The following is a 24,902-nucleotide window of genomic DNA, read 5'->3' as shown; positions in this document are numbered from 1 at the left end:
CTTACGCCTCCATCGCACGTTTGAATGCCGCGCCCACGCGGTCCGGTCCCGGGAAGTACGCCCATTCCTGGGCGTGCGGGTAGGGCGTGTCCCAGCCGGTGACGCGCTCGATCGGCGCTTCCAGCTGGTAGAAGCAGTGTTCCTGCACCAGCGCCGCCAGTTCGGCGCCGAAGCCGCTGGTGCGGGTCGCTTCGTGCACGATCACGCAGCGGCCGGTCTTTTTCACCGATTCGACGATGGTGTCGAGGTCGAGCGGCCACAGCGTGCGCAGGTCGATGATCTCGGCGTCGACGCCGGTTTCGTTGGCCGCCGCTTCCGACACCCACACCATGGTGCCGTAGGTGAGCACGGTCAGGTCGGCGCCGGGACGGAACACGGCCGCCTTGTCCAGCGGTACCGTGTAGTAACCCTCGGGCACCTTGCCCATGTCATGCTTGGACCATGCCACGACCGGGCGGTCGTGGTGGCCGTCGAAAGGCCCGTTGTAGAGGCGCTTCGGTTCCAGGAAGATCACCGGGTCGTTGTTTTCGATCGAGGCGATCAGCAAGCCCTTCGCATCGTACGGATTCGACGGCATCACGGTGCGCAGGCCACAGACGTGCGTGAAAAAGGCTTCCGGGCTCTGGCTGTGGGTCTGGCCGCCGTAGATGCCGCCGCCGCAAGGCATGCGGATCGTCAGCGGCGACGTGAAGTCGCCGGCCGAGCGGTAGCGCAGGCGCGCCGCTTCGGACACGATCTGGTCGGTCGCCGGATAAAAATAGTCGGCAAACTGGATCTCGATCACCGGGCGTAGCCCGTAGGCGGCCATGCCGACCGCGGTGCCGACGATGCCGCCCTCGGAAATCGGGGCGTCGAAGGCGCGCTGCTTGCCGTACTTGGCCTGCAGGCCGTCGGTGACGCGGAACACGCCGCCGAAATAGCCGACGTCCTGGCCGTAGACCACCACGTTGTCGTCGCGTTCCATCATGACGTCCATGGCCGAACGGAGGGCCTGGATCATCGTCATGGATGTGGTTTTTGCTTCCTGCGCAGCGGCATCCACGGCCACCGCGTCTTTATCGATGTCTCTCTTCACCTCAAACCCCCAGTTGTTGGCGTTGGCGGCGCAGGTGTGCGGGCATCTCTTCATAGACGTCCTCGAACATCGATGCCGCACTCGGCACGCGGCCGTCGATCAGCGTGCCGTGGCGCTCGGCTTCCTTTTGCGCGGCCACGACTTCGGCTTCCAGTTCGGCCTGCAGGGCCTCGTGCTCGGCGTCGGACCACCAGCCCTTCTTGGTCAGGTGGCGCCGCAGGCGGCCGATCGGGTCGCCCAGCGGGAAGTAGGTCCATTCGTCGGCCGGACGGTAGCGCGACGGATCGTCGGAGGTCGAGTGCGGGCCGGCGCGGTAGGTCACCCATTCGATCAGCGTCGGGCCCAGGTTGCGGCGGGCGCGCTCGGCGGCCCAGCAGGAAGCCGCGTACACGGCCAGGAAGTCGTTGCCGTCGACGCGCAGCGAGGCGATGCCGGCGCCGACGCCCCGCGCGGCGAAGGTCACGGATTCGCCGCCGGCGATCGCCTGGAAGGTCGAGATCGCCCACTGGTTGTTGACCACGTTCAGGATCACCGGCGCCTTGTAGACGTGGGCGAAGGTGAGGCCGGTGTGGAAGTCGCTCTCGGCGGTGGCGCCGTCGCCGATCCAGCCGGAGGCGATCTTGGTGTCGCCCTTGATCGCCGACGCCATGGCCCAGCCGACCGCTTGCGGGATCTGGGTCGCCAGGTTGCCGGAAATGGTGAAGAAGCCTTTGGCCTTGACCGAGTACATGACCGGCAGCTGGCGGCCCTTCATCGGATCGCGTTCGTTGGAGAGCAGCTGGCACACCATGTCGACCAGCGGGTACTCGCGCGCCATCAGCAGGCTTTGCTGGCGGTAGGTCGGGAAGCACATGTCGCCATCCTCCAACGCCAGCGCATGCGCGGTGCCGATGGCTTCCTCGCCGAGCGAGGTCATGTAGAACGACAGCTTCTTCTGGCGCTGGGCGATGACCATGCGCGCGTCGAAGATGCGCGTCTTCATCATCGTGCGCAGGCCGAAGCGCAGCGTCTCGCGGTCCAGCGCCGGGTCCCATGGGCCGACGGCATTGTCGTCCTCGTCGAGGACGCGGATCAGGGTGGCGGCGATCGCGGCCGTGTCCTGGTAGCCGACGTCGACGCCGGGACGCGGCACCGAGCCGGCAGGGCTCATTTGTAGATACGAAAAATCGGTCTTGCAACCCGGGCGGCCGGTAGGCTCCGGGACGTGCAGCGACAGAGGTTCACTCTGGCTCATATTCGCTTTCTCCCTCGGTAAGGTATGTGCGGCAGGGAACATATTAAGTGCGGCAACGCTTCGCACGGCTGGGTTGGCGAACTATTTCGATGCTGTACTGCAGCACGCCGCCGTGCGTCGGCGGCCACATCGCCCACAGGCGCAGGCTGCGACGGTAGCACGCAGCGCAGCGATGCAGCGTCGATTGCGGCAAGCGAAGCGCGGTCCCTGGCGCGGCCCCACGGCGGGTCTGCTGACTGAGCGCTAAATTGTGCCGCCCAGAAATGCAAAGCCGGATACAATTGCTTACTTCACAAGATCATATTCACAGTGACAAGATGTTGAAAGAAGTAGCGGCGCCCGCCAGTACTTTTGCAGCCTTCAGTGACCAGCTGGGCGAACTGATCGATCACTACCGCGACGGCGAGCGCGCGCGGCTGCAGGCGATGTTCGAGCAGGCGCCCGGCTTCATGCTGCAGCTGGACGGCCCGGACCATGTGTTCCAGCTGGCCAACGCGGCCTGGAGGGCGCTGGTGAGCGGCCGTCCGCTGGTCGGCAAACCGGTGCGCGAGGCACTGCCGGGAACACTGCCGCAGGGCGTGATCGGCTTGCTGGACCGCGTCTACCGCAGCGGCACGGCCCATGCGGCCCAGGCGCGCGAGCTGTGGCTGGCCGAACCTTGCGGCAACCGCCGCCAGGTCTTTGTCGATTTCGTGTGCCAGCCGCTGCGCGGTGCCGACGGCGAGGTGTTCGGCATTTTCGTGCAGGGCAGCGACGTCACCGAGCGGGTGCGCGCCGAACGTGCGGAGCGTGCCGGCGAAGCCAAGTTTCGTACCTTTGCCCAGTCGATGCCGCACCAGGTCTGGACCACCGACGCGGACGGTCATGCCGACTGGTTCAACGAGCGCGCAGTCGACTACAGCGGCCTGGCGCCGGCGCAGCTGGCCGGCATCGGCTGGACGGCGATGGTGCATTCCGAGGATCTGCGCAGCCTGACCACGCGCTGGGCCACCGCGGTGGCCTCCGGCGGCGCGTTCGAGGCCGAGCTGCGCCTGCGCGCCCGCGACGGCGGCTACCGCTGGCACTTGTCGCGTGCGGTGCCGGTGCGCGAAGCCGGCGGCAAGGTGCTGTACTGGATCGGCACCAATACCGATATCGAACAGCAGAAGCAGTCGGCGCGCTCGCTGGCGGAGCTCAACGCTGGCCTCGAGCAGGCGGTGGCACAGCGCACCGCCGAGCGCGACCGCATGTGGCGCCTGTCGAAGGACATCATGCTGGTGGCCGGCTTCGACGGCGTCGTGCAGGCGGTCAGCCCGGCCTTCGGCGCGTTGCTCGGCTGGAGCGAGGCCGATATCGTCGGCCGCAACCACCTGGAGCTGGTGCACCCGGAAGACCAGGGCGCCGTCGTCGCCCAGATGGCCATGCTGGGCCGTGGCCAGTCCATCCACAAGGTCGAGAGCCGCCTGCGGCGCAAGGATGGCAGCTGGTGCCTGCTGTCCTGGAATGCCGCGCCGGACGCCGGCCTCATCCACGCGATCGGGCGCGACATCACGGCCGACCGCGAGCAGGCCGAGCAGATCCGCCGCACCGAGCTGGCGCTGCAACAGGCGCAGAAGATGGAGACCGTCGGCAAGCTCACCGGCGGGGTGGCGCACGACTTCAACAACCTGCTGCAGATCATTTCCGGCAACCTGCAGCTGATGGAGATGGACGGCGACGGTCCCAGCCTGCAGCGCTGGATCGCCAACGCGCGTTCGGCGGTGGAAAAAGGCGCCAAGCTGGCGAGCTACCTGCTGGCGTTCGGGCGCCGCCAGCCGCTGGAGCCGCGCGTGGTCAAGCTCAGCCGCGTGGTGATCGGCATGGAAGACATGCTGCGCCGCTCGCTGGGCGAGGAAATCGAGGTCGAGCTGGTGATCTCGGGTGGCCTGTGGAACACGGCGATCGACGTCGCCCAGCTCGAGAACGCGCTGCTGAACCTGGCGATCAACGCGCGCGACGCGATGAGCGCCGGCGGCATGGCGGCGGGCCGGCTGACGATCGAGGCCAACAACGCCGTGCTGGACGACCTGTATTGCCGCTCGCACGCAGAGGTGGCGCCCGGCCAGTACGTGATGCTGGCCGTGACCGATACCGGCACCGGCATGGCGCCCGAGGTGCTGGCCAAGGCCTTCGAACCCTTCTTCTCTACCAAGGAAGAAGGCAAGGGCAGCGGCCTCGGGCTGTCGATGGTGTACGGCTTCGTCAAGCAGTCCGGCGGCCATGTCAAGATCTACAGCGAAGCCGGGCAGGGTACCACGGTCAAGATCTACCTGCCGCGCACCCTGGCCGGCGAAGAGGCGGTCGGCGCGTTGGAGCCGCAGCAGGCCGTGGGCGGCACCGAGACCATCCTGGTGGCCGAGGACGACGAGGCGGTGCGCGCCACCGTGGTCGAAATGCTGACCGCGCTCGGCTACCGCGTGCTGAAGGCGGCCGATGCGGCCAGCGCGCTGGCGGTGGTGGAATCCGGCGTGCCGATCGACGTGCTGTTCACCGACGTGGTCATGCCCGGTACCCTGCGCAGTCCGGAGCTGGCGCGCATGGCGCGCGAACGGCTGCCCAACCTGGCGGTGCTGTTCACCTCCGGCTATACCGAGAACGCGATCGTCCACGGCGGCCGCCTCGACCCCGGGGTCGAACTGCTCGGCAAGCCGTACACGCGCGAAAGCCTGGCACGGCGCATCCGCCAGGTGATCGCTGCCGGTCGCGGCCGGGTGCAGCCGGCGGCCACGCAGGCGCTGCCGCCTCCAACTGCCGCCGCAAACGACGGACGCCTGCGCATCGTGCTGGTCGAGGACGAGGACGACATCCGCGAGGCCACCGCCGCGCTGCTGCGCCACCTGGGACACGAGGTGGCGGAAGCGGCCGACGCCGAAGGCGCGCTGGCGCTGATTTCTGGGGCGTCCGATCTGTTGATCACCGACGTCATGCTGCCGGGGATGTCGGGCGACCTGCTGGCGGCCCAGGCGCGCGCGCAGGCACCGGCGATCCGCATCGTGTTTGCCACCGGTACCGGGGAAGTGAACAACTGGCCGGACGCGGTGGTGCTGCGCAAACCCTACAACCTGCAATCGCTGATGGAAGTGCTGGCGCCGGCGGCGTGACGCGGATCAGGCGCCGAGAGCGGCCCAGGCCAGGCTGGCCCAGCCGGCGAGCAGCGCCAGTCCGCCGAGCGGCGTGATGGCGCCCAGCCATTTGCGGCCGCTCAGGGCCAACACATACAGCGAACCGGAAAATACCACGGTGCCGACGACGAACAGCACGCCGGCGGCCGTCAGCGCGCCCGCGGACAACCTGGACGCCGCCGCGCCCGCGGCGAGCAGGGCCAGCGCGTGGACCAGCTGGTAGCGCACGCCGATGTCGAATACCGCCAGCATGTCGGGCGAGAGGCGCTTGCGCAGGCCATGCGCGCCGAAGGCGCCGAGGCCGACGCCGAGGAAGGCGGAAATGGCGCCGGTGGCGATGAGGATGCGGTCGAGGTCCATGGCGCTACTCTACCCCAGGCGGCGCAATCAGCGCGCGCCGGCAGCCGGTTGGGCGCCGCCGCCGGCCAGGACGCTGGCCTGCGCCATCTGCTCGATCAGGGCGACGCAGGCGTCCGGCTGCGTCACCGGCAGCATGTGGCCGCCGTCGACCAGTTCCAGCCGCGCGCCGCCGACCTTGTCCGCCAGCGCCTGGCCGTTGTGGCGCCAGTCGAGGATGCGGTCGTCGCGGCCGAACAGGATGCCGAGCGGCAGTCGCAGCTCGCCGTAGCGCGCCTGCTGCAGCGGCAGGCGGCCGTCCAGCGCTTGCAGGTCGTTCGATGCCGCCAAGTAGGCCGCCGGGCGCAGCGACAGCAGGCCGCCGCCGCGCATGCCGAAATCGTTGGGTACCTTGTCCGGGCCGAACACCTGGTCCAGGGTCTGCTTGCTCTTGCCGATCGAGCGCGGCGTGGCCAGGGTCCAGGCCAGCAGCGTGCGCAGCGGCGCCGAGCGCACCATCAGGCCTTCAAATACTTCCGGTACGCGCTCGCCTTCGGGCATGTAGGTGAGCGGCGCCAGCAGCGCCAGGCCGGCGACCTTGTCCGGGTGGTCCAGCGCCAGTGCCAGCGCGACCGCGCCGCCGAGCGAGTGGCCGACCACCAGCGGCCGGCCCAGCGCCAGGCGCTCGACCAGGGCCGCCAGCGTGGCCGCCTGGGCCGACAGGTTGGCGCTGCCGCTCGCCGTGGACCAGCCGCTGCCCGGTCGGTCGACCACTACCACCCGGAAGCGCCCGGCCAGCCTCGCCGTGACGGCATAGGTGAAGTGCGCCATCTGGCCGCCCAGACCGTGGATCATCAGGATCGCCGGCCCCTCGCCGAATTCGCGCACGTGCAGGCGGGCGCCGGCGACGTCGACAAAGCGGCCTTTCGGCGGCAGCAGCGATTCGACCTTGCGCTTGAGCGCCAGCGTGACCAGCCAGCTGCCCGCCAGTCCGGCCACCGCGATGCCGCCCAGGAAACCGAGGAGTGTCAGCACGACGCTCATCGTTTCATCGCCTTCTTGAGCAGGCTCCAGTAGCCGACCGGCGCCAGGCGCTCCAGCAGCGCGGCGGCCTTGGCGTCGCTGCCGACCAGGATGCGCGCCTGGCGCTTCTCGATGCCGCGCACGATGATCTCGCCGGCTTCGTCCGGCTGCATGCGCAGCAGCTTTTCCATGTTCTTGCGGCCGCGCTCGACTTCCTCGCGCGGGGCGCTGGCCGGGATGCGCGCATTCTTCGCGATCGAGGTGGCGACCCCGCCCGGATGCACCACCGACACGCCGACGCTGCTGCCTTCGAGTTCGTTGCGCAGCACGTTGGAAAAGCCGCGCACCGCGAACTTGCTGGCGGCATAGGCGGCCTGGCCGGGCGGAGTGATGATGCCGTAGATGCTCGAGACGTTGACGATGCGGCCGTCGTCGCTGCGGTGCAGGTGCGGCAGGAAGGCGCGCGTCATGCGCACCACGGCGTGGAAATTCACCTCCATCAGCCAGTCGAAATCGTCCGCCGCCACCTGCTCGAAGGTGCCGCCGAGTGCCACGCCGGCGTTGTTCATCAACAGGTCGACGCGCTTGTGCACGCTCTCCACCAGTTGCGGAAAGGCGGCGACGGCGGCGCGGTCGGCGACGTCGAGGCGGTGCGCACTGGCGCGCACGCCCAGGCTCTGGGCATCGCGCGCGGTGGCCTGGACGCCGGCGTCGTCGATGTCGGCCAGCGCCAGGTGGCAGCCGCGCCGCGCCAGCGACAGCGCGGTGGCGCGGCCGATGCCGCCGCCGGCGCCGGTGACGACGGCGACACGGTTGTTCAGGTTCAGCGAGGAAGAGGTCATGGCAGGGTTCCTTTGGCACCGAAGTGCATGATGCCGTCGGCGATGCGGCCGAAACGGATGGTGAGCATGTCCTGCAGGTAGTTCTGGTGGACGTGCCAGGGCGCGCGCGAACCCTGTTGCGGCAGTTCGCGCGCGGCGCGCTGGACGTAGCCCGACGTGAAGCCGAGGAAGGGCCGCGGCTCTACCCCGGCTTCGCGGTGCACCACGGCGATGGCCTGGCGGTGACGGTCCATGTGGCGCAGCAGGCGGCATACGTATTCGGCGGTCAGGTCGGCCTTGAGTGTCCAGGAAGCGTTAGTGTAGCCGAAGGTCATCACGCAGTTGGGCAGGCCGCTGAGCATCATGCCCTTGTACGACATGGCGTCGTTCGCCCTGAACGGCTGGCCGTCGACCGTGATGGCGATGCCGCCCATGAGTTTGACCTTGAGGCCGGTCGCCAGCACGACGATGTCGGCCGCCAGCGCCTGCCCCGATTTCAGCAGCAGGCCGTGTTCGTCGAAGCGCTCGATGTGGTCGGTGACGACCGAGGCGCGCCCGCTCCGGATCGCCTTGAACAGGTCGCCGTCCGGCACCACGCACACGCGCTGGTCCCACGGCTTGTAGCGCGGCGTGAAGTGGGTGTCGACGTCGTAGCCGGGGCCCAGCTGGCGCCGCGCCATGGCGACGATCTTCTGCTTGGCCAGATCCGGCTTGGCGCGCGTGACGCGGTATAGCAGCATGCTTTCGACGATCACGCGCCAGCGGGTCGCCAGGTAGGCCGCCTTTTCCGGCAGCCAGCGGCGGTATTTCTGCGCAAATCGGTATTCGGACGGGCGGCTGACGATGTAGGTCGGAGAGCGCTGCAGCATGGTGACGTGCGCGGCCTCCGCCGCCATCGAGGGTACCAGCGTCACCGCGGTGGCGCCGCTGCCGACCACCACCACCCGCTTGCCGCGCCACTCCAGGTCGCGTGGCCAGAACTGCGGCTGCACGATGCGGCCGCGGAAGCTGTCCTCGCCCGAGAACGTGGGCCGGTAGGCTTCGTCGTAGCTGTAGTAGCCGCTGCACATGTACAGGAAGCGGGTCTGCAGGACCTGGACGGCGCCGTCGACCTCGACCTCGACGCGCCACAGCGCCTCGCTGCTCGACCAGTGCGCAGCCACCACCTTGTGATTGAAGCGGATGTGGCGGTCGATGCCGCTCTTGCGCGCCGTGTCTTCGATGTAGCGGCGGATCGAGGGGCCGTCGGCGATCGCCTTGCCCGCGGTCCAGGGCTGGAAGCCGTAGCCGAGCGTGTACATGTCCGAATCCGAGCGCACGCCGGGGTAGCGGAACAGGTCCCAGGTGCCGCCGATGGCGGCGCGCGACTCGAGCACGGCATAGGTCTTGCCGGGGCAGCGCTTCTGGAGATGCCAGGCGGCGCCGATGCCGGACAGGCCGGCGCCGACGATCAATACGTCGAGCGGTTCAGGGTCGAGGAACATGCTGTCTCGGATCTTGTCGATTTTTAAGATTGACACTCTACATTGTCAAAATCTGAAAGACAATATTCTGTGCCAAAATAGAAGGATGCCTCCAGAACCCACCCCAGCCCGGCCGTATCGCGGCATCCCCCAGGACGAGCGGCGTGCCCAGCGCCGTGCCCAGCTGATTTCCGCCGGCGTCGCTGTCTACGGCGAGCGCGGCTACCGCCAGGCGACCGTGAAAGCGGTGTGCGAAGCCGCCGGCCTGACCGAACGCTATTTCTACGAATCCTTCGCCAACAGCGAAGAACTACTGATCGCCTGCTTCAACGCGGTGACTTATGCGGTCATGGAAGAGATCATGGCGGCGGCGCGCGCCGCCGAGCCGACGCGCGAGGCACGCTCGCGCGCCATGCTGCACGCTTATTTCGCGGCGCTGCAGCGCGAGCCGCGTTCGGCGCGGGTGTTTTTGGTCGAGATCCGGGGCGTCAGCCGCGCCGTCGACAAGGCCTTCGACGCCGCGCTGCGCGCGATCGGCGAGGAAGTCGGACGCGTCATCGAGTCGCCCGAAGCGGTGGCCGACCCGCTGCTGCAGGCGGGGATCGTCGGCGGCGTGATCCACATCGCCCTGCGCTGGATCGAGGATGGCTACACGCCCGATATCGAGCGCGTCACCGACAGCGGACTGCGGCTCGGGATGACGCTGGACCAGCCGTTGCGCCCCGCCTGAAATCATCATCGAGGAGGCGCGCATGCGCAGCTTGACGCCGTCGTTGTTGCTGTCGCCGCTGCTGGCTGGCGTGCTGTCCGCGGGGGCGGCCGCGCCCGCGGTGAATGTCGAACTGCGCCTGGCCGCGCCGGACGCGCTGGAAGTCAGCTATGCCTTGCCGCCCGGCTGTGACGGCCTTGCCTTTACCAAGAACGGCAGCGACGGCGCCCGCATGCGCCGCGCGTGGCAGCCGCTGGACGCCTGCGGCAGCGCCGGCGCCGACCGCCTGGCGCGCCTCGATGCCAGCTGCGCGGTACTGCGTTTCCGCGTACCCGCCGCGACCGAGCAGGCCGGTTACCCGGCCGCCTTCCCGCTGGGGCAGGGCCTGTACGCCCACCTCTCCAATTATGCAGTTGCCGACAGCTGCGGCAAGCCGCGCTACCGCCTGGCAGCGCCCTGGGTCGCGGCCGGCGGCCAGGCCTACCGGGATGCGGCCGACGCGGCGGGCGAGGACAGTTCGGTGCTGCTGCTGGCGAGCGCGCCCGGCAAGACCGCCTTCGGCACGCCCGGCTACTTCGACCCGCGCCTGTCGCCGGCGGCACTGGCCCGGATCAGGCAGGTTGCCGACGGTACCGTCGCCTACCTGCGCGGCGCGCTGCCCCATGCCGACTTCAAGCCGCCGATGCTGGCCGCGGGCCTGGTGGCGGACCCCGGCGGACCGCGTATCGGCGGCGACGCCGGCGACGTGCTGCGCCTGTCGCTGTACAACTGGCCGCGCGACCCCGGTCCCTAGGAACACGCCCAGCTGACCCTGCTGGTGGCGCACGAATTCAGCCACCGCTTCCAGATGCGTGACGCCGTCGACGCCTATCCCGACGCGTGCCTGATCCACGAGGGCGGCGGCGAATTCCTGCGCTGGGTGACCTCGGTGCACGAGGGCTGGATGACGCCGGCAGAGGCCGGCGCCGACCTCGATCGCGCCCTGTCGACCTGCATGTTGTATACCGACGGCCAGGCTTGGCGGGCGCTGACGCCGCGCCAGATCGGCGTGAACCGGCTCGAATACGCGTGTGGCCTGGCCGTCTATGCCTATGGGCTGGCCGCGCGCGAGGGGCCGGGCTCGGCGCTGGCCCGCGTCGACGCCTTCTATGCCGCGCTCAAGGCCGGCGCCCAGCCGGACTTCGCGCAGGCGCTGGATTGCGGCACCGCGCCGTCCGCGCGCTGCGTATCCAGCCAGGTTGCGCATCTGCTGAACGGCACCGGCCCGATGGATGCGCAATGGGCGGCGCTGCTGGACGAAACCGGCCTGGCCAGACTGGCGCCGCCGACCCAGGCCGAGCGCGACGCGATGGTGCTGCGCGCCATCGTCAAGTTGATGAAGGACGATTGCGGCGGGCGCAGTGGCAGCGCGCCGGTGCCGGACGGCGTCGTCCTCGACGGCATGAAGGTCTGCAAGACCTTTACCCGCGATGCCCATGTCACCGCCGTCGAAGGCTTGCCGCTGACCGGCCACCCCGGTACCGGCGCCGCCATGAGCGCCGCGTGCACGGCGCGCCACCAGGTCGTGCTGGGCCTGAAGGACGGCGCGACGCTGGCCGTACCGTGCGCGGCGCCGTATCCGCTGCGCGCCGCTTTCTGGCACGTCGACATCAGTAAGCTGCTGGCCGCGCTCGCGCGCGACTAGCCGCCACGTTGGCTTTTAGCGCCCAGCCTCAGGCCGGCCAGTCGAGATCGACCCAGGTCGGCACGTGGTCGCTCGGCTTTTCGCGGCCGCGCACCGCGTGGTCGGTCCCGGCCGTCTTCAGGTGCGGCACCAGCTTTGGACTGAGCAGCAGATGGTCGATGCGCAGGCCGGCGTTGCGGCCGTAGGCGTCGCGCATGTAATCGTAGAAGGTGTAGATCGTCTCGTCCGGATGCGTCTCGCGCAGCGCGTCGTACCAGCCGGCGTCCAGCAGTTTGCGGTAGGCGGCGCGCGATTCTGGGCGGAACAGGGCATCGTCGACCCAGCGCTCGGGTTTGTAGACGTCGCGCTCGGTCGGGATCACGTTGTAGTCGCCGCATAGGATCACCGGCGTGCCGCTGTCCATCAGTTCCTGCGCGCGATTGTGGAAGCGCTCGAACCAGGCCAGCTTGTAGTCGAACTTGGGACCGGGCGCCGGATTCCCGTTCGGCAGGTACAGGCAGGCGATCAGGATGCCGTTGACCGCGGCTTCGAGGTAGCGGCTCTGTTCGTCCGTCGGGTCGCCCGGCAAGCCGCGCGTGACTTCCTGCGGTTCCTGCATTCCGTTACCCATGCGGGCAAGAATCGCGACCCCGTTCCAGCTTTTCTGGCCGTGCCAGATCGGGTAGTAGCCGGCCTCGCGGATGGCCGCTTCCGGGAATTTTTCCTGCGGTGCCTTCAGCTCTTGCAGGCAGGCGACGTCGGGTTGGGTTTCCTCGAGCCATTGCAGCAGGGCGCCGATACGGGCGCCGATGCCGTTGACGTTGAATGTGGCGACGCGCATGCGCAGACTCCTGTGTTTCGATGGTGTTATTTTGACCGGAGAATGGCCGGGCTGCCGCACGGATGATTTCGTGCCGAGTTTAAGTAGTCAAACTACGGAGATTCTCGGGTGATTTCTTCGGGCCCTCCAGTGGCTTGTAAATTAACTACCTGAAGCCTGCGAATTCTGGCATGCTCTCGCCTGCAATAATTCCAATCAAAACGAGACCATGACCACTCCCACCTTCCACCGGCTGGCCTGGACCCTGTCCGCGGCCGCCGCACTTTCCTCCAGCCCGCTTGCCGCCGCCCAGAACGCCCAGCGCACTTTCCAGAGCTTCAGCGGCAACGGTGCCGGCCTCGAGATCGCCACCAGCGACGGCCGCTACGTCATCAAGCCCTACGCGCCGAACATCGTCGAAACCACCTTCGTGGCCCGTGGCGATGCGCCGGTGCCGGCCTCGCATGCCGTGGTGCTGTCGCCCGGCGCGGGCAAGGCGGCGGTGAAGGAAAGCGGCGGCCGCATCGAACTGGTCACGGAAGGCATCACGGTCACGGTCGACAAGAACCCGTTCCGCATCAGCTACAGCTACAAGGGCAAGCCGCTGGTCGCGGAAAAGGGCGGCTTCGGCCGGGCCGACGGCCTGCAGGCGATCGAATTCGCGCTCGACCCCGACGAGGTGCTGTACGGCGCCGGTTCGCGCGCGGTTGGCATGAACCGCCGCGGCAACCGCTTCCGCCTGTATAACAAGGCCTCCTACGGCTTTGCCAACCGCGCCGAGCAGATGGGCTATGGCATCCCGATGGCACTGTCCTCGCGCAAATATGCGATTCACTTCGATAATCCGCAGGCCGGCTGGCTCGACATGGACAGCCGCAAGGACGGCACGCTGCGTTTCGAAACGCCGGGCGGCCGCAAGACCTACCAGGTGGTCGCCGGCGACGACTGGGCTGGGGTCATGGACGGCATTACCCGACTGACCGGGCGCCAGCCGCTGCCGCCGCGCTGGGCCTTCGGCAATTTCGCCAGCCGTTTCGGCTATCACAGCGAAGCCGAGACGCGCGCCGTGGTCGACCAGTTCCGCCGCGACGACATCCCGCTCGACGCCGTCGTGCTCGACCTGTACTGGTTCGGCAAGACGGTCAAGGGCACGATGGGCAACCTGGCCTGGGACCGCGACAGCTTCCCGCACGCGGAACAGATGATGGCCGACTTTTCGCGACAGGGCGTCAAGACCGTGGTGATTACCGAACCCTTCGTGCTCACGACGTCGAAGCGCTGGCAGGAAGCGGCCGAGCGCCAGGTGCTGGCGACGGACAAGGACGGCAAGCCCTTCACGTTCGATTTCTATTTCGGGAACACCGGCCTGGTCGACGTCTTCAAGCCGTCCGCGCGCAACTGGTTCTGGGACATCTACAAGGAACTCAAGGCCGGCGGCGTGGCCGGCTGGTGGGGCGACCTCGGCGAGCCGGAGATGCACCCGAGTGCGGCGCGCCACGCCACCGGCGCCGCCGACGAGGTCCATAACATCTATGGCCACGAATGGGCGCACCTGATCGCCGACGGCTACGCGCGCGACTTCCCGAAGGAGCGTCCCTTCATCCTGATGCGCTCGGGTTACTCGGGCTCGCAGCGCTTCGGCATGATCCCGTGGTCGGGCGACGTCAGCCGCGGCTGGGGCGGGCTGCAGTCGCAGATGGAAATCTCGCTGCAGATGGGCATGCAGGGCCAGGCCTACATGCACTCGGACCTGGGCGGCTTTGCCGGGCCGGTGCTGGACGACGAGCTGTACGTGCGCTGGCTGCAGTATGGCGTGTTCCAGCCGGTCTTCCGCCCGCACGCGCAGGAAGCGGTGCCGGCCGAGCCGGTGTTCCGCGAGGCGCGGACCAAAGCGCTGGCGCGCGAGGCGGTGCGCCTGCGCTACGCGATGCTGCCCTATAACTACACGGCCGCATTCGAGAACAGCCGCACCGGCATGCCGCTGATGCGCCCGGTACTGTTCGAAGAGCCGGACAACGACATGGTGCCGACCCCGGCCATCTCCAGCACCTACCTGTGGGGTCCGGACTTCCTGGTGGCGCCGGTGGTCGAAGCCGGCCAGCTGCGCAAGGAAGTCTACTTCCCCAACCAGGGCGGCAAGCCGGGCAGCGTGTGGTTCGACTTCTACAGCGACCAGCCGCACCGCGGCGGCATCCTCGAGACGGTGTCGACGGTGCCCGAGCACATCCCGACCTATGTGCGCGCCGGCGCCTTCATCCCGCTGGCCAAGGTCGTACACAGCACCCAGGACTACAGCGGCAAGGCGCTCGAGCTGCACTATTACCATGACGCCTCGGTCAGCGCCTCGGCGGGCCAGCTGTACGATGACGACGGCGCCACCGCCCATGCCTTCGAATCGGGCCAGTCGACGCTGGTGCGCTTCGACAGCCAGGCCGGCGCTGGCCGGCTGGAGATCGGTTTGCGCACGGAACGTGGTGCCAACGCGACGCCGCTGGCGCGCACGTTCGCACTCAAGGTGCACAACGTCGGCGCCCGTCCGCGCGCGGTCCAGGCCGCCGGCAAAACGCTGCCGTTCGCCTGGGACGCCAAGCGCCGCCTGCTGGAAGTAAGCTTGCCGCCGCTGGCGGACACGGCCATGAAAGTGGCGATCACGCTCTGATTCGCCTATTGCCGGGTGCGCTGGCGCTGCCTCCATGATCGGCTAGACTGCGATCATGCGAGGCAGACGTCGAGCGCACCATGAAAACCCAACTCCTGCAGGATATCGGCGACAGCGGCGCCGCACCGCCCGGCTTCGACGGGCGCAAGCGGCCGCGGGGCGGACCACCGCCTGAACCGCAAGCCGAGCCGGCTGCGCACACGGCGCGGCCAGCGGTCTGGCATCGCGCCCGGGAGGCGCCCGATGCGACTGCAAGATTACCCGAACCCGAAAGCCGGGTCGAGCCGTCGGTCGACCCGGCCCAGGACGCCGCCACGGCCCCAGAACCGGACTGGCTCGCCGAACTGATGCGCCAGGATGCGGCGCGCGCGGATGCGCAGCAAAAGGCGGGGCGCTGGCGGCGCCGGGTGTTCGGCTGGAGTATCGGCGCCGGTGTGCTGGCGCTGGTGGCGGCAGGGGCGCTGTGGAGGATCGAGGGGCGCCGGGTGGACGGTGCGATGGAGGTGGTGGCGGCCGGCGTTCCGGCGGCCGGCGCTACGGCGGCGGGAGTGCCGGACGCCGCGACGTCAACGTCCGGGACGCCGGCCGCGGGTTCGCCGGCCTTGACGCCGGCCCCCGTGCCCGCTCCGGCGCCGACTCTGGCCCCGGTGCTGTCCTCGCCGCGGCCGGCCCCGACCATTTTGGAAGAGGTCATCAAGCCGGCTGCGCCGGTGTCGACCGAGCCGGCGATGCCCGGCATCCGGCGCGAGCATCCCGTGTCGAAAGCGGCGTCGAGAGCGCCAGTGGAACGGGTGCAGTCGGACCGGCGCCGGCGCGAGGAAACCCTGCTGCAGTGCCGGGCGCTCGGCTACGACGAAGGCCAGTGCATCCGGCGCGAATGCGAGATGACCCGCTTCGGGCTGGCCTGCCGGGGCGGGGTGATGGGGGCCGATGTGCCCCCCTGAACGTCGTCCCCGCGCACGCGGGGACCCATATCAGTGATGGCCGTGCTGTTTCTCGTACTCGTCGGCCTCGGCCTTGGTCGCATGCACGATGCCGTCCGGATGCTCGGGTGGGGTGTATAGCGTGTACAGGCGCAGCGGCTCGCTGGACGAGGTGTTGATCACGTTGTGCTCGGTGCCGGCCGGGATCACCAGCGCGGTACCGTCTTCCAGCGCATGCTTCTCGCCGTCCAGGATCGCTTCGCCGCTGCCGGCTTCGACGCGGATGAACTGGTCGTGGCCTTCGTGCTTTTCCTGGCCGATGTCCTCTCCCGGCTGCAGGGTCATGATGACCAGCTGGCTGCGCGCGGTGGTGTAGAGCACTTCACGGAAATTATTACCAGCCAGTGTCTTTTCTTCGATGTTGATGCTGTAACCCGACATAGTCGTTCTCCTTAGGTGTTTTGAACGACTGGATTGTACCCGGTCGTGCCAAATACCGCTCAGCAACATCGGACGCAGCGCCTAGCGCCGTCCGGACAGGTAGCGCACCCCTTGCGGACCATAGCTTTCGGCGTGCGGCTCGTCGCGCCGCAGGTGGAACACGTCGCCCGGCCGGTAGACGCGTGCGTTGCCGCCGGCGACGATGGTGATCTCGCCGTCGAGGATGAGCGCCCTGGCCTCGAACGGGTGGGTGTGGTCGTCGAGCCCGGTGTCCGGCGCGCGCTCGACCAGCACCGGGTCGGCAAAGCCGTCCGCCTTCAGACTGTCGATGAATGCTTCGTGTTCCATGTCGTGCTCCTGTGGTTGGGCCGGCGAGTGTAGCACCCGCCCAGCAGGTTTGCGCCGCTGCCGCGATAATGGGACTTTCCAATGAATCCAACGCAATAAGGAAGTCCCGATGACGATGCAACCCACCCGCGTGCCGGTCGACCTGGCCAAAGCCTACCGCCTGCTGAACCACGGTCCCACCGTGATGGTCAGCAGCGCCCACGCCGGCAAGGCCAACGTGATGTCGGCCGCCTGGTCGATGCCGCTCGACTTCGCGCCGCCCAAGGTCGCCGTGGTGATCGACAAGTCGACCTTCACACGCGGATTGATCGAAGCCTCCGGCGCGTTCGTGCTGGCGGTGCCTTCGCGCGAGCTGGCGGCCTTGACGCTGGCTGTAGGCTCGGAATCCGGCCGCGAGATCGACAAGTTCGCCGTCCATGGGATCGCATGGACGCCCGGCGAACACACCGGCGCGCCGCTGGTCGAGGGCTGCCTGGCCTGGCTCGAATGCCGCCTGATTCCCGAGCCGCACATCCAGCAGGCCTACGATCTGTTCCTGGGCGAAGTCGTGGGCGCATGGGCCGATCCGGCGGTGTTCACCGACGGCCACTGGCACATGGAGGAGGGCGGCAAGCGCAGCATCCACTACGTGGCCGGCGGCCATTTCATGGAGACCGGCGCAGCGTTCGAGGTGACCAAGCAGGGCTGACGGGGCGCGTGGACGGGAAACCCGTCCACCCTACGGTTATTATCGGACCGGGGCGCCGGCCCGCGATGCGCTGCGCCGCCCCTCGGCCAGCCGGTAACCGATCGCCAGCACGATCAGCCACGCCGGAATCAGGTACACCGAGACGCGCAGCTCCGGCGTCGCCAGCATCACGGCCACGATCCCGGCCAGGAATGCCAGGCACAGGTAATTGGTCAGCGGGTAGGCCGGGCTCGGGAAGGTGGTGCCCTGGCCGGCGGCACGCTTGGCGGCGCGGAAGCGCAGGTGGGTCCAGCTGATCATGGTCCAGTTGATCAGCAGGCCGGAGACCGCCAGGCCCATCAGCATGCCCAGCGCCTTGCCCGGGAACGCATAATTCACGCCGACGCACAGCGCGGTGGCCAGCGCCGACACGCCGAGCGACGCCAGCGGCACGCCGCGCTCGTTCACTTTCAAGAGCGACTTCGGCGCATGGCCCTGGGTCGCCAGGCCGTACATCATGCGGCTGTTCGAATACACGCAGCTGTTGTAGACCGACAGCGCCGCGGTCAGCACCACCAGGTTCAGCACATGGGCCACGATGTTCGCATCCAGCGCCTTGAAGATGAGGACGAAGGGGCTGGCACCGGGCACGATCTGGTTCCACGGGTATAGCGACAGCAGCACCGCCAGCGCGCCGACGTAGAACACCAGGATGCGCCACAGCGCCTGGTTGGTCGCGCGCGGGATCGAGTGGCTCGGGTCGGCCGCTTCGGCCGCCGTGATGCCGATGACCTCCAGGCCGCCGAACGAGAACATGATGATCGCCATCGACATCACCAGCCCCTTGACGCCGTGGGCGAAGAAGCCGCCGTGCTGCCACAGGTTGGCCACCGAGGCTTGCGGACCGGCGCCGCCGCTCAGCAGCAGGAACACGCCGTAGACGATCATCGCCACCACCGCCGCCACCTTGATCACCGAGAACCAGAACTCGCTCTCGCCGAAGGCGCGCACGTTGATCAGGCTGATGCCATTCGCCAACAAGAAGCACGCCAGCGCCGAGGCCCAGGTCGGCACGTCCGGCCACCAGTACTGGACGTAGATGCCGACCGCCGACAGCTCGGCCATGCTGACCAGCACGTACAGCACCCAGTAGTTCCATCCCGAGACGAAGCCGGCGAAGCGACCGCCGTATTTGTCGGCGAAGTGGCCGAAGGAACCGGCCACCGGTTCGTCGACCATCATCTCGCCGAGCTGGCGCATGATCAGGAAGGCGATCAGGCCGGCCACGGCATAGCCGAGCAGCACGGCGGGGCCGGCGATCTTGACGCTTTCTGCCACGCCGAGGAAAAGGCCGGTGCCGATGGCGCCGCCGAGCGCGATCAGCTGGATGTGCCTGTTCTTGAGGCCGCGGTGGAGGTGGTTGTCTTCTGAGGCCATCGGATCTGCCAGGATGAAAATACTTGTTGGAAAAGACAGGATTCTAAAGGAAACGGTCGGGCAGAGGAGACGGCTGTTTTACTTTTCTTTACACGGCCCATTCCGCCAAGCCGAAAGGGTTGTCTTAAAATCTGGAAACTTAATTCAATACGCTGATTTCGGGACAAGCCCACAGATGGTCCATCGCATTTCTTCCTTCAAACTGCATTACGTCGCACTTGCACTGGCCACGCTGGCCCCGGCCCTGGCGCAGGCGCAGGCCACCGCCGGCACCGGCACCGCCGTCGCCGGGGCCACCACCACAGCAACCGCAGCCACCAACGCCACCGGCCCGGCGACCACCGGCAAGGTCACCTCGGTCAACGTCGTCGGCGAGCGCCAGAACAACCGCATCGACCGCCAGGTCTACGACGTCAAGCAGGACGTCAGCAGCACCAACGGCACCGCCGCAGACGCCCTGGGCAACGTGCCTTCGGTATCGGTCGACCCGGACGGCACGGTGTCGCTGCGCGGCAGCAGCAATGTCCAGATCCTGGTCGACGGCAAGCCATCGGCCATGCTGCAGGGCGATAACCGCGGCCCGGCATTGCAGGCGATGCCGTCGGAAGACATCGACTCGATCGAAGTCATCAACAATCCCGGCGCCGAGTTCGGCAACGAGGGCGGCGGCGGTCCGATCCTGAACCTGGTCATGAAACGCAACCGCCGCGCCGGCGGCTTCGGCGTGGTCAATGCCAACTACGGCACGGCGGGCCGCTACAACTCGGCCGTCAACGGTTCGTACAACACCGGGCGCTGGGGCATGCAGGGTGGCGTCAATGTGCGCCACGACGGCCGCAATTCCACCGGCGACACCGAGCGCGACCAGATCGACCCGGTCACCGGCGCCGATCGCCACAGCAGCCAGACCTCGACCAGCACGGGCCTCAACGACAGCGCCGGCCTGCGCGGGCAGATCACCTACAACCTGAACGACGACGACACGCTGGAAGCCAACGTCGGCTTCATGCAGCGCACCAACGACCAGACTGGCCTCGACCGCTACCAGGTCGACGCCGACGGCGTGCCCACCAGCGACTACCTGCGTGCCACCCGCCGCAACGGCGACAACAGCAACGGCATGGGCGGGCTGCGCTGGGACCACAAGGGCGAAAAGATCGGCGAACTGTTCCGCATGGACCTGCGCGTCTCGCGCAGCAGCAACGACAACGATACCCGCTACGCCAACACCTATCTGGTGACGCCGCCGAACGCGGAAAGCGCTGACAGCAGCCAGTCGGTGGCGAACAGCACCCGCATCGTCGACTACACCGGCGACTACGAGCGCCCGCTCGACGGCGGCGCCATCCTGAAGCTCGGCTACAAGATCGCCGACAACCAGAGCGACTTCGACACGCGCTACTTCGACGTCGATCCGCTCACGGCGCTGGACGTGGCCAACGGCCGCCGCACCAACGCCTTCCAGGTCGACGAGAAGAACGTGGCCCTGTACGGCTCTTACCAATGGAAGCTGAGCGAGCGCTGGGGCGCGCTGGTCGGCCTGCGCACCGAGTACACCCATCTCGACCTGGACCAGGTCACGACCGCACTGAGCGCCACCAACAGCTACCTGAACTGGATACCGAGCGCGTTCGCCACCTATAAACTGGGCGAGAAGAGCAACCTGCGCTTCGCGTATTCGCACCGCCTGCGGCGTGCCAACGCCAACCAGTTGAATCCCTTTGTCGTCTATGTCGACGAATTGAACGAAAGCAGCGGCAATCCGATGCTGAAGCCGGTGCAGACCGATTCCTTCGAGATCGGCTACGAAACGAAGGCCGGCGGCCTGGACGCCAACCTGCGCGGCTACTTCCGCAACGACCGCGACACGATCCGCAGCCGCCAGGTCCTGGTGGGCGAGAACACCCTGCTGACGACACTGGAAAACGGCGGCAGCAACCGTTCCGGCGGCCTCGAATTCACGCTGAGCGGCAAGCTGACGCCGAAGCTGTCGATCAACACCAGCGGCAACCTTGCCTTTACCGAGCAGGAACAGATCGACCTGAACGGCGCCGAGACGCGCCGCACGGCCAACTCGCTGAGCGTGCGCGGCCGCGTCAACTACCAGCTGACGCCGCAGGACGCCCTGCAGCTGATGATCAACGCCCAGGGCAAGACCCTTGCCGGCACCGGTTACCGCCAGCCGATGTCGACCCTGAACCTGAGCTGGCGCCGCAACATCACGCCGACGCTATCCCTGGTCATGAACGTGACCGACGTGTTCAGCTCGCAGAAGATGGAAACCGTTACCGACTCGGCCACGCTGAAGGAACGCTCGATCCGCCGCTTCGATGGACGGATCGCCTACGTCGGCCTATCATGGCGCTTCGGCGGCGTGCCGCAGCGCCCGCGCAGCGGCCATGAAGGTCCGGATGGCGAAGGCTGGCGCGGCGGTCCGCCGCCGGGCGGGCCTGGCGGTCCAGGCGGCGGCTTCGGTGGTGGTCCGGGTGGTGGCGGGCCCGGTATGTAGGCATCGCTTCCAGCTGTCGTCCCCGCGCAGGGAAGGACCCATACTGAAGAACAGAATCCGCTGTCCCGGATCGATCGGGACCTCATCGGACATACCGGCTTCGCCGAGCTCGGCATGGATTCCCGCCTGCGCGGGGAGTCGTTTCGGGCGATGCCCGGAACGACGGGAGCGTCTGCATGCACCGGCGGCCGCTGCCTTCAAGCCCCGCTCGCGCTCACACACCCCGCTCCCAGCACCGTCCCGCCCACCAGCAGCGCCCCATGCCGGTACAGGCGCCAGCGCTGCCCGTGCGCCACATCCACCACGACCACCCCCATCCTGCGGTCGCTCCACACCAGCCGCGCCCCGGTCGCATCGAGTGCCCGGAACACCTGCGCCGCCCCGGTGCCGGGTGCGAACACCACGGTGGTCAAGCGCTGCCCCGGCGGCTCGCGCAGCGCCCAGGCGCCGGCGGCGCCGGTCAGTGCGCCCAGCAGGCACAGCGCGGCCGCCGCGCCGCCCGGACGCGCCGGCCCCTGGCGCAGCAGCAGGCGGCCGGCGAACAGCGGCACCAGCCCGAAGACCGCCAGCCATGCCAGATCCCACGCCAGCGGTTGCGGGCTGTCGAGCCTGATGCGGTGGATGCCGAGGATCCAGTGCGACAGCACCGCATCGATCAGGTGCCAGGTGCCGAAGCCCAGCATCAGCACGCCGGCCAGCACGGCCGCCGGCGGCGCCTGGACCCCGCGCCGGCGCGCCCGCCACATGCCCCACAGGCCGGCGACCGCGATCACGTACATTAGCGCGTGGAAGTAGCCGTCCCACAAGACCTGCACCCGCAAGTCGTCCAGGCCACGGACCAGGCTCAGCAGATGATGCCACTGCAGGATCTGGTGCAGCAGGATGCCGTCGAAAAAGCCGCCGAGCGCGAAACCGAGTGCGGCGCCCCAGCGGAGCCACGGTGATTTCCACATGGTGTGTTCCCTCAGTAGAGTATCGCGCCATGCGCCGGGGCCGGTGTAGCCGCAGCGGCGCATGCGCCGGCCCAGTATAGGTTGGTGCCGCCAATGGCGGAGCGCCGCACGCCAGCCGGCTTGCGCGGTGTCTTATTCCCCGGCGTGCGCGGGCGGATGCAGGCGCGCGGCGCGCATGCAAGCCAGGCGCTCGATGACCTCGAACACGGTCATGCCGGCAATCATGGCGCCGACGAACATCAGCGTCGGCCGCCCGCCGACGGCCAGCGTGGCGATCGCCGGACCTGGGCAGTAGCCCACCAGGCCCCAGCCGACGCCAAAAGTCAGGCTGCCGAGCATCAGACGCCGATCGATCCCCATGGTCCCCGGCAGGTGCAGCTTGCCGCCGGACAGCGAGCGCCCGCGTCGGCCGGCAAGGCGAAAGCCGATCGCCGCGACCAGGATCGCCCCGACCATCACGAAGGCCAGCGACGGGTCCCAGCGGCCGGCGAGGTCGAGGAAGGCGAGCACCTTGGCCGGGTTGGTCATTCCTGACAGTATCAGGCCGCTGCCGAACAGGATGCCGGCAAGGAAAGCGGTAACGAGCGGCATGGCATCAGGCTCCGATTATGTGACGCATCACGAAAACCGTGAGGAAGCCGGCCGCCATGAAGCAGGCCGTCGCGGCAAGCGAGCGCGGCGACAGGCGCGCGATGCCGCACACGCCGTGGCCGCTGGTGCAGCCGGAGCCGAAGCGGGTGCCGACGCCGACCAGCAGGCCGGCAATCGTCAGCAGGGCGGGCGAATGGTCGATCTGTGCCGGCGGCATCGCGCCGACGGCTAGCCACGCCAGCGGCGCACTGGCCAGGCCGAGCAGGAAGGCGAGACGCCATCCGATGTCGCCGCCGGCAGGGCGCAGCAGCCCGCCCGCAATACCGCTGATGCCTGCGATGCGGCCATTCGCCAGCAGCAACAGGGCGGCCGCCAGGCCGATCAGGATGCCGCCGCCGAGCGAGGCCAGCGGCGTGAAGTGGATCCAGTCGACATGCATGGGAGCCTCCTTGGTAACGCCGTGCTTGCTTGTGCTTCTTGCGCGCACAAGTCTCACCAAACATTGTAACCAGCGTCCTTCGTTTGACCAGCACATCAAGATACAAGCAACTCTTCTTTAGGATAATTATGCAACTAACCGACATTCGACGAAAACAACATAACACCAGCCACCAACACAGGCAAGGCCGATCGACCCGGACCGGCAAGCAAAAGCCGACAACAGGCTAATTCGCCGAACCGCCGGCAGGAGAGGCGGCCCGGGTTTCACCCTCGTCCTGCAACTTGCCCGGCACGACCAGCAGCCGGTCGATACGGTTGCCGTCCATGTCGACCACCTCGAAACGCCAGCCGTTCCACTCCAGGGTCTCGCCGACTTTCGGAATGTAGCCGAGCCGGTAAAGGGCAAAGCCGGCCAGCGTGTGGTAAGCCGCCGCATCCTCGTCGGGAAACACGAACTCGACGCCGGTCAGGTAGCGGAAGCGGTCCAGGATCATGCCGCCGTCCATCAGCCAACTGCCATCCTCGCGGCGCACGCCATCGCCGGGGTCGTGGTCTTCGCCGGTCGGGACTTCGCCGACCAGCGCGCCCATCACGTCGGTGAGGGTGATCATGCCCTGGATATCGCCGTATTCGTCGACGATCATCGCCAGTTCGGCGCGGTGCATCTTCAATTGCTCCAGCAGGTCGATCGCGCTGACCGATTCCGGCACGAACAGCAGCGGTTCGACAGCGGCGCCGACGTCGATCGATTGCAGGGTCTGCGCGCGGATGGCCTGCTCGAACAGGTTGCGTGCGCGGACCACGCCGACCACCTGCGAGCGGTCGCCGCGGTAGACCGGAAAGCGGCTGTAGGGCGATTCGGCGATGCGCTGCAGGCTGCGTTCGAGCGGCTCGCCGAGGTCGAGGAACTCCAGATCTATGCGCGGCGTCATCAAGGCGCGCAGGTGCCAGTCGTCCAGCCGCAGGGCGCGCGCCGCGATGTCGTATTCGGTGCGCTCGAACACGCCGGCGTCGGTACTTTCGCGGATCATGCCGGTGACTTCGTCCTCGGTCGGCACTTCGTCCTTGCGCTGGCGCATGCCGAGCAGGCGCATGATGAAGTCCGTGGTCATCCCGAGCAGAGCGACGAAAGGATGCATCATGCGCGACAGGTAGTGCATCGGACGCGACACCACGGTCGCCATGAACTCCGGATACAGGATCGCGATGCGCTTCGGGACCAGCTCGCCGAGCACGATGGACAGGAAGGTGATCGCCACCACGACCACGCCCAGCGCGGTGGAGCGGGCCCAGGCTTGCGGCACGCCCAGTTCGGCCAGGGCCGGCGTCAGGCGCGCAGTGAGCGAGGCTTCGCCGAAGGCGCCGTTGAAGATGCCGATCAGGGTAATGCCGACCTGGACGGTGGAAAGGAAGCGGCTGGGATCGTCGGCCAGGGCAATCGCGGTATTCGCACCGCCGCTGCCTTCCGCCGCCAGTTTTTCGAGCCGCAGACGCTTGGCGGACACCACGGCCAGTTCCGACATCGAAAAGACGCCGTTGAGAAGAATGAGAACGAGGATGATGATGATGTCGGTCATGCGATGTCAGGATGAGTTATGCCGATTACAACGCGATTCGGCCTGATCATCGCATGCCGGCCAGCGCGCGCC

Annotated in this window: 22 protein-coding genes; 8 read left to right on the top strand and 14 right to left on the bottom strand. The window is 67.9% G+C overall.

Translation table 11 applies throughout. From position 1 onward, the window contains the following. Position 1: 1 nt before the first annotated feature. Positions 2–1,006, bottom strand: a complete 1,005-nt coding sequence (locus U1H99_RS11395; protein WP_323141843.1) for an alpha-ketoacid dehydrogenase subunit beta — start codon at positions 1,004–1,006, stop codon at positions 2–4. A 70-nt stretch (positions 1,007–1,076) separates the two neighbouring features. Further along, positions 1,077–2,309 carry a 3-methyl-2-oxobutanoate dehydrogenase (2-methylpropanoyl-transferring) subunit alpha gene (locus U1H99_RS11390; RefSeq protein WP_323141842.1) on the bottom strand — a complete coding sequence of 411 codons (1,233 nt, stop codon included), beginning with the start codon at positions 2,307–2,309 and terminating at the stop codon, positions 1,077–1,079. 317 nt (positions 2,310–2,626) lie between these two features. On the opposite strand from U1H99_RS11390, the gene U1H99_RS11385 reads away from it, so the two are divergent. Next, positions 2,627–5,428: a hybrid sensor histidine kinase/response regulator gene (locus tag U1H99_RS11385; RefSeq protein ID WP_323141841.1), complete on the top strand. Its 2,802-nt coding sequence runs from the start codon at positions 2,627–2,629 to the stop codon at positions 5,426–5,428. Positions 5,429–5,434: 6 nt separating this feature from the next. Here U1H99_RS11385 and U1H99_RS11380 read toward each other — a convergent pair whose 3' ends face one another. From U1H99_RS11380 to U1H99_RS11365, 4 genes are read right to left on the bottom strand one after another with little or no spacing between them, the layout of a single operon-like run. Beyond that, positions 5,435–5,809, bottom strand: coding sequence for a DUF423 domain-containing protein (locus U1H99_RS11380; RefSeq protein ID WP_323141840.1), 375 nt, complete (start codon positions 5,807–5,809; stop codon positions 5,435–5,437). A 27-nt stretch (positions 5,810–5,836) separates the two neighbouring features. Then, positions 5,837–6,829, bottom strand: a complete 993-nt coding sequence (locus U1H99_RS11375; RefSeq protein WP_375341598.1) for an alpha/beta fold hydrolase — start codon at positions 6,827–6,829, stop codon at positions 5,837–5,839. Then, positions 6,826–7,650 (bottom strand): SDR family NAD(P)-dependent oxidoreductase, encoded by an 825-nt coding sequence (locus U1H99_RS11370; protein ID WP_323141838.1) that lies wholly within the window; start codon positions 7,648–7,650, stop codon positions 6,826–6,828. The genes U1H99_RS11375 and U1H99_RS11370 overlap by 4 nt, the downstream gene beginning before the upstream one ends. Next, on the bottom strand, positions 7,647–9,113 hold the full coding sequence (locus U1H99_RS11365; RefSeq protein WP_323141837.1) for a flavin-containing monooxygenase: 1,467 nt from the start codon (positions 9,111–9,113) through the stop codon (positions 7,647–7,649). Before U1H99_RS11365 ends, U1H99_RS11370 begins: the two co-directional genes overlap by 4 nt. A gap of 85 nt (positions 9,114–9,198) precedes the next feature. Here U1H99_RS11365 and U1H99_RS11360 point away from each other — a divergent pair, with 85 nt between their 5' ends. From U1H99_RS11360 to U1H99_RS11350, 3 genes are read left to right on the top strand one after another with little or no spacing between them, the layout of a single operon-like run. After that, positions 9,199–9,822 (top strand): TetR/AcrR family transcriptional regulator, encoded by a 624-nt coding sequence (locus U1H99_RS11360; protein ID WP_323141836.1) that lies wholly within the window; start codon positions 9,199–9,201, stop codon positions 9,820–9,822. A gap of 22 nt (positions 9,823–9,844) precedes the next feature. Next, on the top strand, positions 9,845–10,594 hold the full coding sequence (locus U1H99_RS11355; RefSeq protein WP_323141835.1) for a hypothetical protein: 750 nt from the start codon (positions 9,845–9,847) through the stop codon (positions 10,592–10,594). 24 nt (positions 10,595–10,618) lie between these two features. Continuing rightward, the gene (locus tag U1H99_RS11350) at positions 10,619–11,485 is read left to right on the top strand and encodes a hypothetical protein (protein ID WP_323141834.1); all 867 of its coding nucleotides are present in this window, start codon (positions 10,619–10,621) and stop codon (positions 11,483–11,485) included. Between the two features lie 28 nt (positions 11,486–11,513). On the opposite strand, the gene xth is transcribed toward U1H99_RS11350, so the two are convergent. Then, the gene (gene xth, locus U1H99_RS11345) at positions 11,514–12,305 is read right to left on the bottom strand and encodes an exodeoxyribonuclease III (RefSeq protein WP_323141833.1); all 792 of its coding nucleotides are present in this window, start codon (positions 12,303–12,305) and stop codon (positions 11,514–11,516) included. Positions 12,306–12,513: 208 nt separating this feature from the next. Between xth and U1H99_RS11340 the strand changes: the two genes are divergently transcribed. Both U1H99_RS11340 and U1H99_RS11335 read left to right on the top strand, forming a co-directional pair. Next, positions 12,514–14,943, top strand: a complete 2,430-nt coding sequence (locus tag U1H99_RS11340) for a glycoside hydrolase family 31 protein (protein ID WP_323141832.1) — start codon at positions 12,514–12,516, stop codon at positions 14,941–14,943. A gap of 80 nt (positions 14,944–15,023) precedes the next feature. Beyond that, on the top strand, positions 15,024–15,887 hold the full coding sequence (locus U1H99_RS11335; protein WP_323141831.1) for a hypothetical protein: 864 nt from the start codon (positions 15,024–15,026) through the stop codon (positions 15,885–15,887). 30 nt (positions 15,888–15,917) lie between these two features. On the opposite strand, the gene U1H99_RS11330 is transcribed toward U1H99_RS11335, so the two are convergent. Together U1H99_RS11330 and U1H99_RS11325 are read right to left on the bottom strand one after the other, a co-directional pair. Continuing rightward, a complete protein-coding gene (locus U1H99_RS11330) occupies positions 15,918–16,307 on the bottom strand; it encodes a cupin domain-containing protein (RefSeq protein ID WP_323141830.1) in 390 nt (129 codons plus the stop codon). An 81-nt stretch (positions 16,308–16,388) separates the two neighbouring features. Beyond that, entirely contained in the window at positions 16,389–16,655 is a 267-nt protein-coding gene (locus tag U1H99_RS11325; protein ID WP_323141829.1) for a cupin domain-containing protein, read from the bottom strand. Between the two features lie 109 nt (positions 16,656–16,764). Here U1H99_RS11325 and U1H99_RS11320 point away from each other — a divergent pair, with 109 nt between their 5' ends. Further along, on the top strand, positions 16,765–17,343 hold the full coding sequence (locus U1H99_RS11320; protein WP_323141828.1) for a flavin reductase family protein: 579 nt from the start codon (positions 16,765–16,767) through the stop codon (positions 17,341–17,343). 39 nt (positions 17,344–17,382) lie between these two features. On the opposite strand, the gene U1H99_RS11315 is transcribed toward U1H99_RS11320, so the two are convergent. Next, positions 17,383–18,759, bottom strand: a complete 1,377-nt coding sequence (locus tag U1H99_RS11315) for an amino acid permease (protein WP_323141827.1) — start codon at positions 18,757–18,759, stop codon at positions 17,383–17,385. Between the two features lie 175 nt (positions 18,760–18,934). On the opposite strand from U1H99_RS11315, the gene U1H99_RS11310 reads away from it, so the two are divergent. Beyond that, a complete protein-coding gene (locus U1H99_RS11310; protein ID WP_323141826.1) occupies positions 18,935–21,268 on the top strand; it encodes a TonB-dependent receptor domain-containing protein in 2,334 nt (777 codons plus the stop codon). A gap of 197 nt (positions 21,269–21,465) precedes the next feature. Here U1H99_RS11310 and U1H99_RS11305 read toward each other — a convergent pair whose 3' ends face one another. The 4 genes from U1H99_RS11305 to U1H99_RS11290 all read right to left on the bottom strand — a co-directional run bounded on the left by U1H99_RS11305 (position 21,466) and on the right by U1H99_RS11290 (position 24,830). After that, on the bottom strand, positions 21,466–22,221 hold the full coding sequence (locus tag U1H99_RS11305) for a DUF2243 domain-containing protein (protein ID WP_323141825.1): 756 nt from the start codon (positions 22,219–22,221) through the stop codon (positions 21,466–21,468). A 132-nt stretch (positions 22,222–22,353) separates the two neighbouring features. After that, positions 22,354–22,812 (bottom strand): DUF6691 family protein, encoded by a 459-nt coding sequence (locus U1H99_RS11300; RefSeq protein ID WP_323141824.1) that lies wholly within the window; start codon positions 22,810–22,812, stop codon positions 22,354–22,356. Positions 22,813–22,816: 4 nt separating this feature from the next. Further along, the gene (locus U1H99_RS11295) at positions 22,817–23,251 is read right to left on the bottom strand and encodes a YeeE/YedE family protein (RefSeq protein WP_323141823.1); all 435 of its coding nucleotides are present in this window, start codon (positions 23,249–23,251) and stop codon (positions 22,817–22,819) included. A 226-nt stretch (positions 23,252–23,477) separates the two neighbouring features. Next, entirely contained in the window at positions 23,478–24,830 is a 1,353-nt protein-coding gene (locus tag U1H99_RS11290; protein ID WP_323141822.1) for a hemolysin family protein, read from the bottom strand. Between the last annotated feature and the right edge of the window lie 72 nt (positions 24,831–24,902).

The organism is Massilia phyllosphaerae, from assembly GCF_034659755.1.
Classification (GTDB): domain Bacteria; phylum Pseudomonadota; class Gammaproteobacteria; order Burkholderiales; family Burkholderiaceae_D; genus Telluria; species Telluria phyllosphaerae.
Note: the sequence above shows the minus strand (reverse complement) of the source record. Positions and strands in the feature narration are given on the sequence as shown.

Excerpts from the sequence above, each read along its gene's own strand:
- U1H99_RS11320 (WP_323141828.1), top strand. The coding sequence starts at position 16,765 with ATGACGATGCAACCCACCCGCGTGCCGGTCGACCTGGCCAAAGCCTAC.
- U1H99_RS11355 (WP_323141835.1), top strand. The coding sequence starts at position 9,845 with ATGCGCAGCTTGACGCCGTCGTTGTTGCTGTCGCCGCTGCTGGCTGGC.
- U1H99_RS11385 (WP_323141841.1), top strand. The coding sequence starts at position 2,627 with ATGTTGAAAGAAGTAGCGGCGCCCGCCAGTACTTTTGCAGCCTTCAGT.
- U1H99_RS11380 (WP_323141840.1), bottom strand. The coding sequence starts at position 5,809 with ATGGACCTCGACCGCATCCTCATCGCCACCGGCGCCATTTCCGCCTTC.
- U1H99_RS11335 (WP_323141831.1), top strand. The coding sequence starts at position 15,024 with ATGAAAACCCAACTCCTGCAGGATATCGGCGACAGCGGCGCCGCACCG.
- U1H99_RS11330 (WP_323141830.1), bottom strand. The coding sequence starts at position 16,307 with ATGTCGGGTTACAGCATCAACATCGAAGAAAAGACACTGGCTGGTAAT.
- U1H99_RS11360 (WP_323141836.1), top strand. The coding sequence starts at position 9,199 with ATGCCTCCAGAACCCACCCCAGCCCGGCCGTATCGCGGCATCCCCCAG.
- U1H99_RS11295 (WP_323141823.1), bottom strand. The coding sequence starts at position 23,251 with ATGCATGTCGACTGGATCCACTTCACGCCGCTGGCCTCGCTCGGCGGC.
- U1H99_RS11300 (WP_323141824.1), bottom strand. The coding sequence starts at position 22,812 with ATGCCGCTCGTTACCGCTTTCCTTGCCGGCATCCTGTTCGGCAGCGGC.
- U1H99_RS11325 (WP_323141829.1), bottom strand. The coding sequence starts at position 16,655 with ATGGAACACGAAGCATTCATCGACAGTCTGAAGGCGGACGGCTTTGCC.
- U1H99_RS11395 (WP_323141843.1), bottom strand. The coding sequence starts at position 1,006 with ATGACGATGATCCAGGCCCTCCGTTCGGCCATGGACGTCATGATGGAA.
- U1H99_RS11390 (WP_323141842.1), bottom strand. The coding sequence starts at position 2,309 with ATGAGCCAGAGTGAACCTCTGTCGCTGCACGTCCCGGAGCCTACCGGC.
- U1H99_RS11310 (WP_323141826.1), top strand. The coding sequence starts at position 18,935 with ATGGTCCATCGCATTTCTTCCTTCAAACTGCATTACGTCGCACTTGCA.
- U1H99_RS11305 (WP_323141825.1), bottom strand. The coding sequence starts at position 22,221 with ATGTGGAAATCACCGTGGCTCCGCTGGGGCGCCGCACTCGGTTTCGCG.
- U1H99_RS11370 (WP_323141838.1), bottom strand. The coding sequence starts at position 7,650 with ATGACCTCTTCCTCGCTGAACCTGAACAACCGTGTCGCCGTCGTCACC.
- U1H99_RS11290 (WP_323141822.1), bottom strand. The coding sequence starts at position 24,830 with ATGACCGACATCATCATCATCCTCGTTCTCATTCTTCTCAACGGCGTC.
- U1H99_RS11375 (WP_375341598.1), bottom strand. The coding sequence starts at position 6,829 with ATGAGCGTCGTGCTGACACTCCTCGGTTTCCTGGGCGGCATCGCGGTG.
- U1H99_RS11340 (WP_323141832.1), top strand. The coding sequence starts at position 12,514 with ATGACCACTCCCACCTTCCACCGGCTGGCCTGGACCCTGTCCGCGGCC.
- U1H99_RS11365 (WP_323141837.1), bottom strand. The coding sequence starts at position 9,113 with ATGTTCCTCGACCCTGAACCGCTCGACGTATTGATCGTCGGCGCCGGC.
- U1H99_RS11315 (WP_323141827.1), bottom strand. The coding sequence starts at position 18,759 with ATGGCCTCAGAAGACAACCACCTCCACCGCGGCCTCAAGAACAGGCAC.
- xth (WP_323141833.1), bottom strand. The coding sequence starts at position 12,305 with ATGCGCGTCGCCACATTCAACGTCAACGGCATCGGCGCCCGTATCGGC.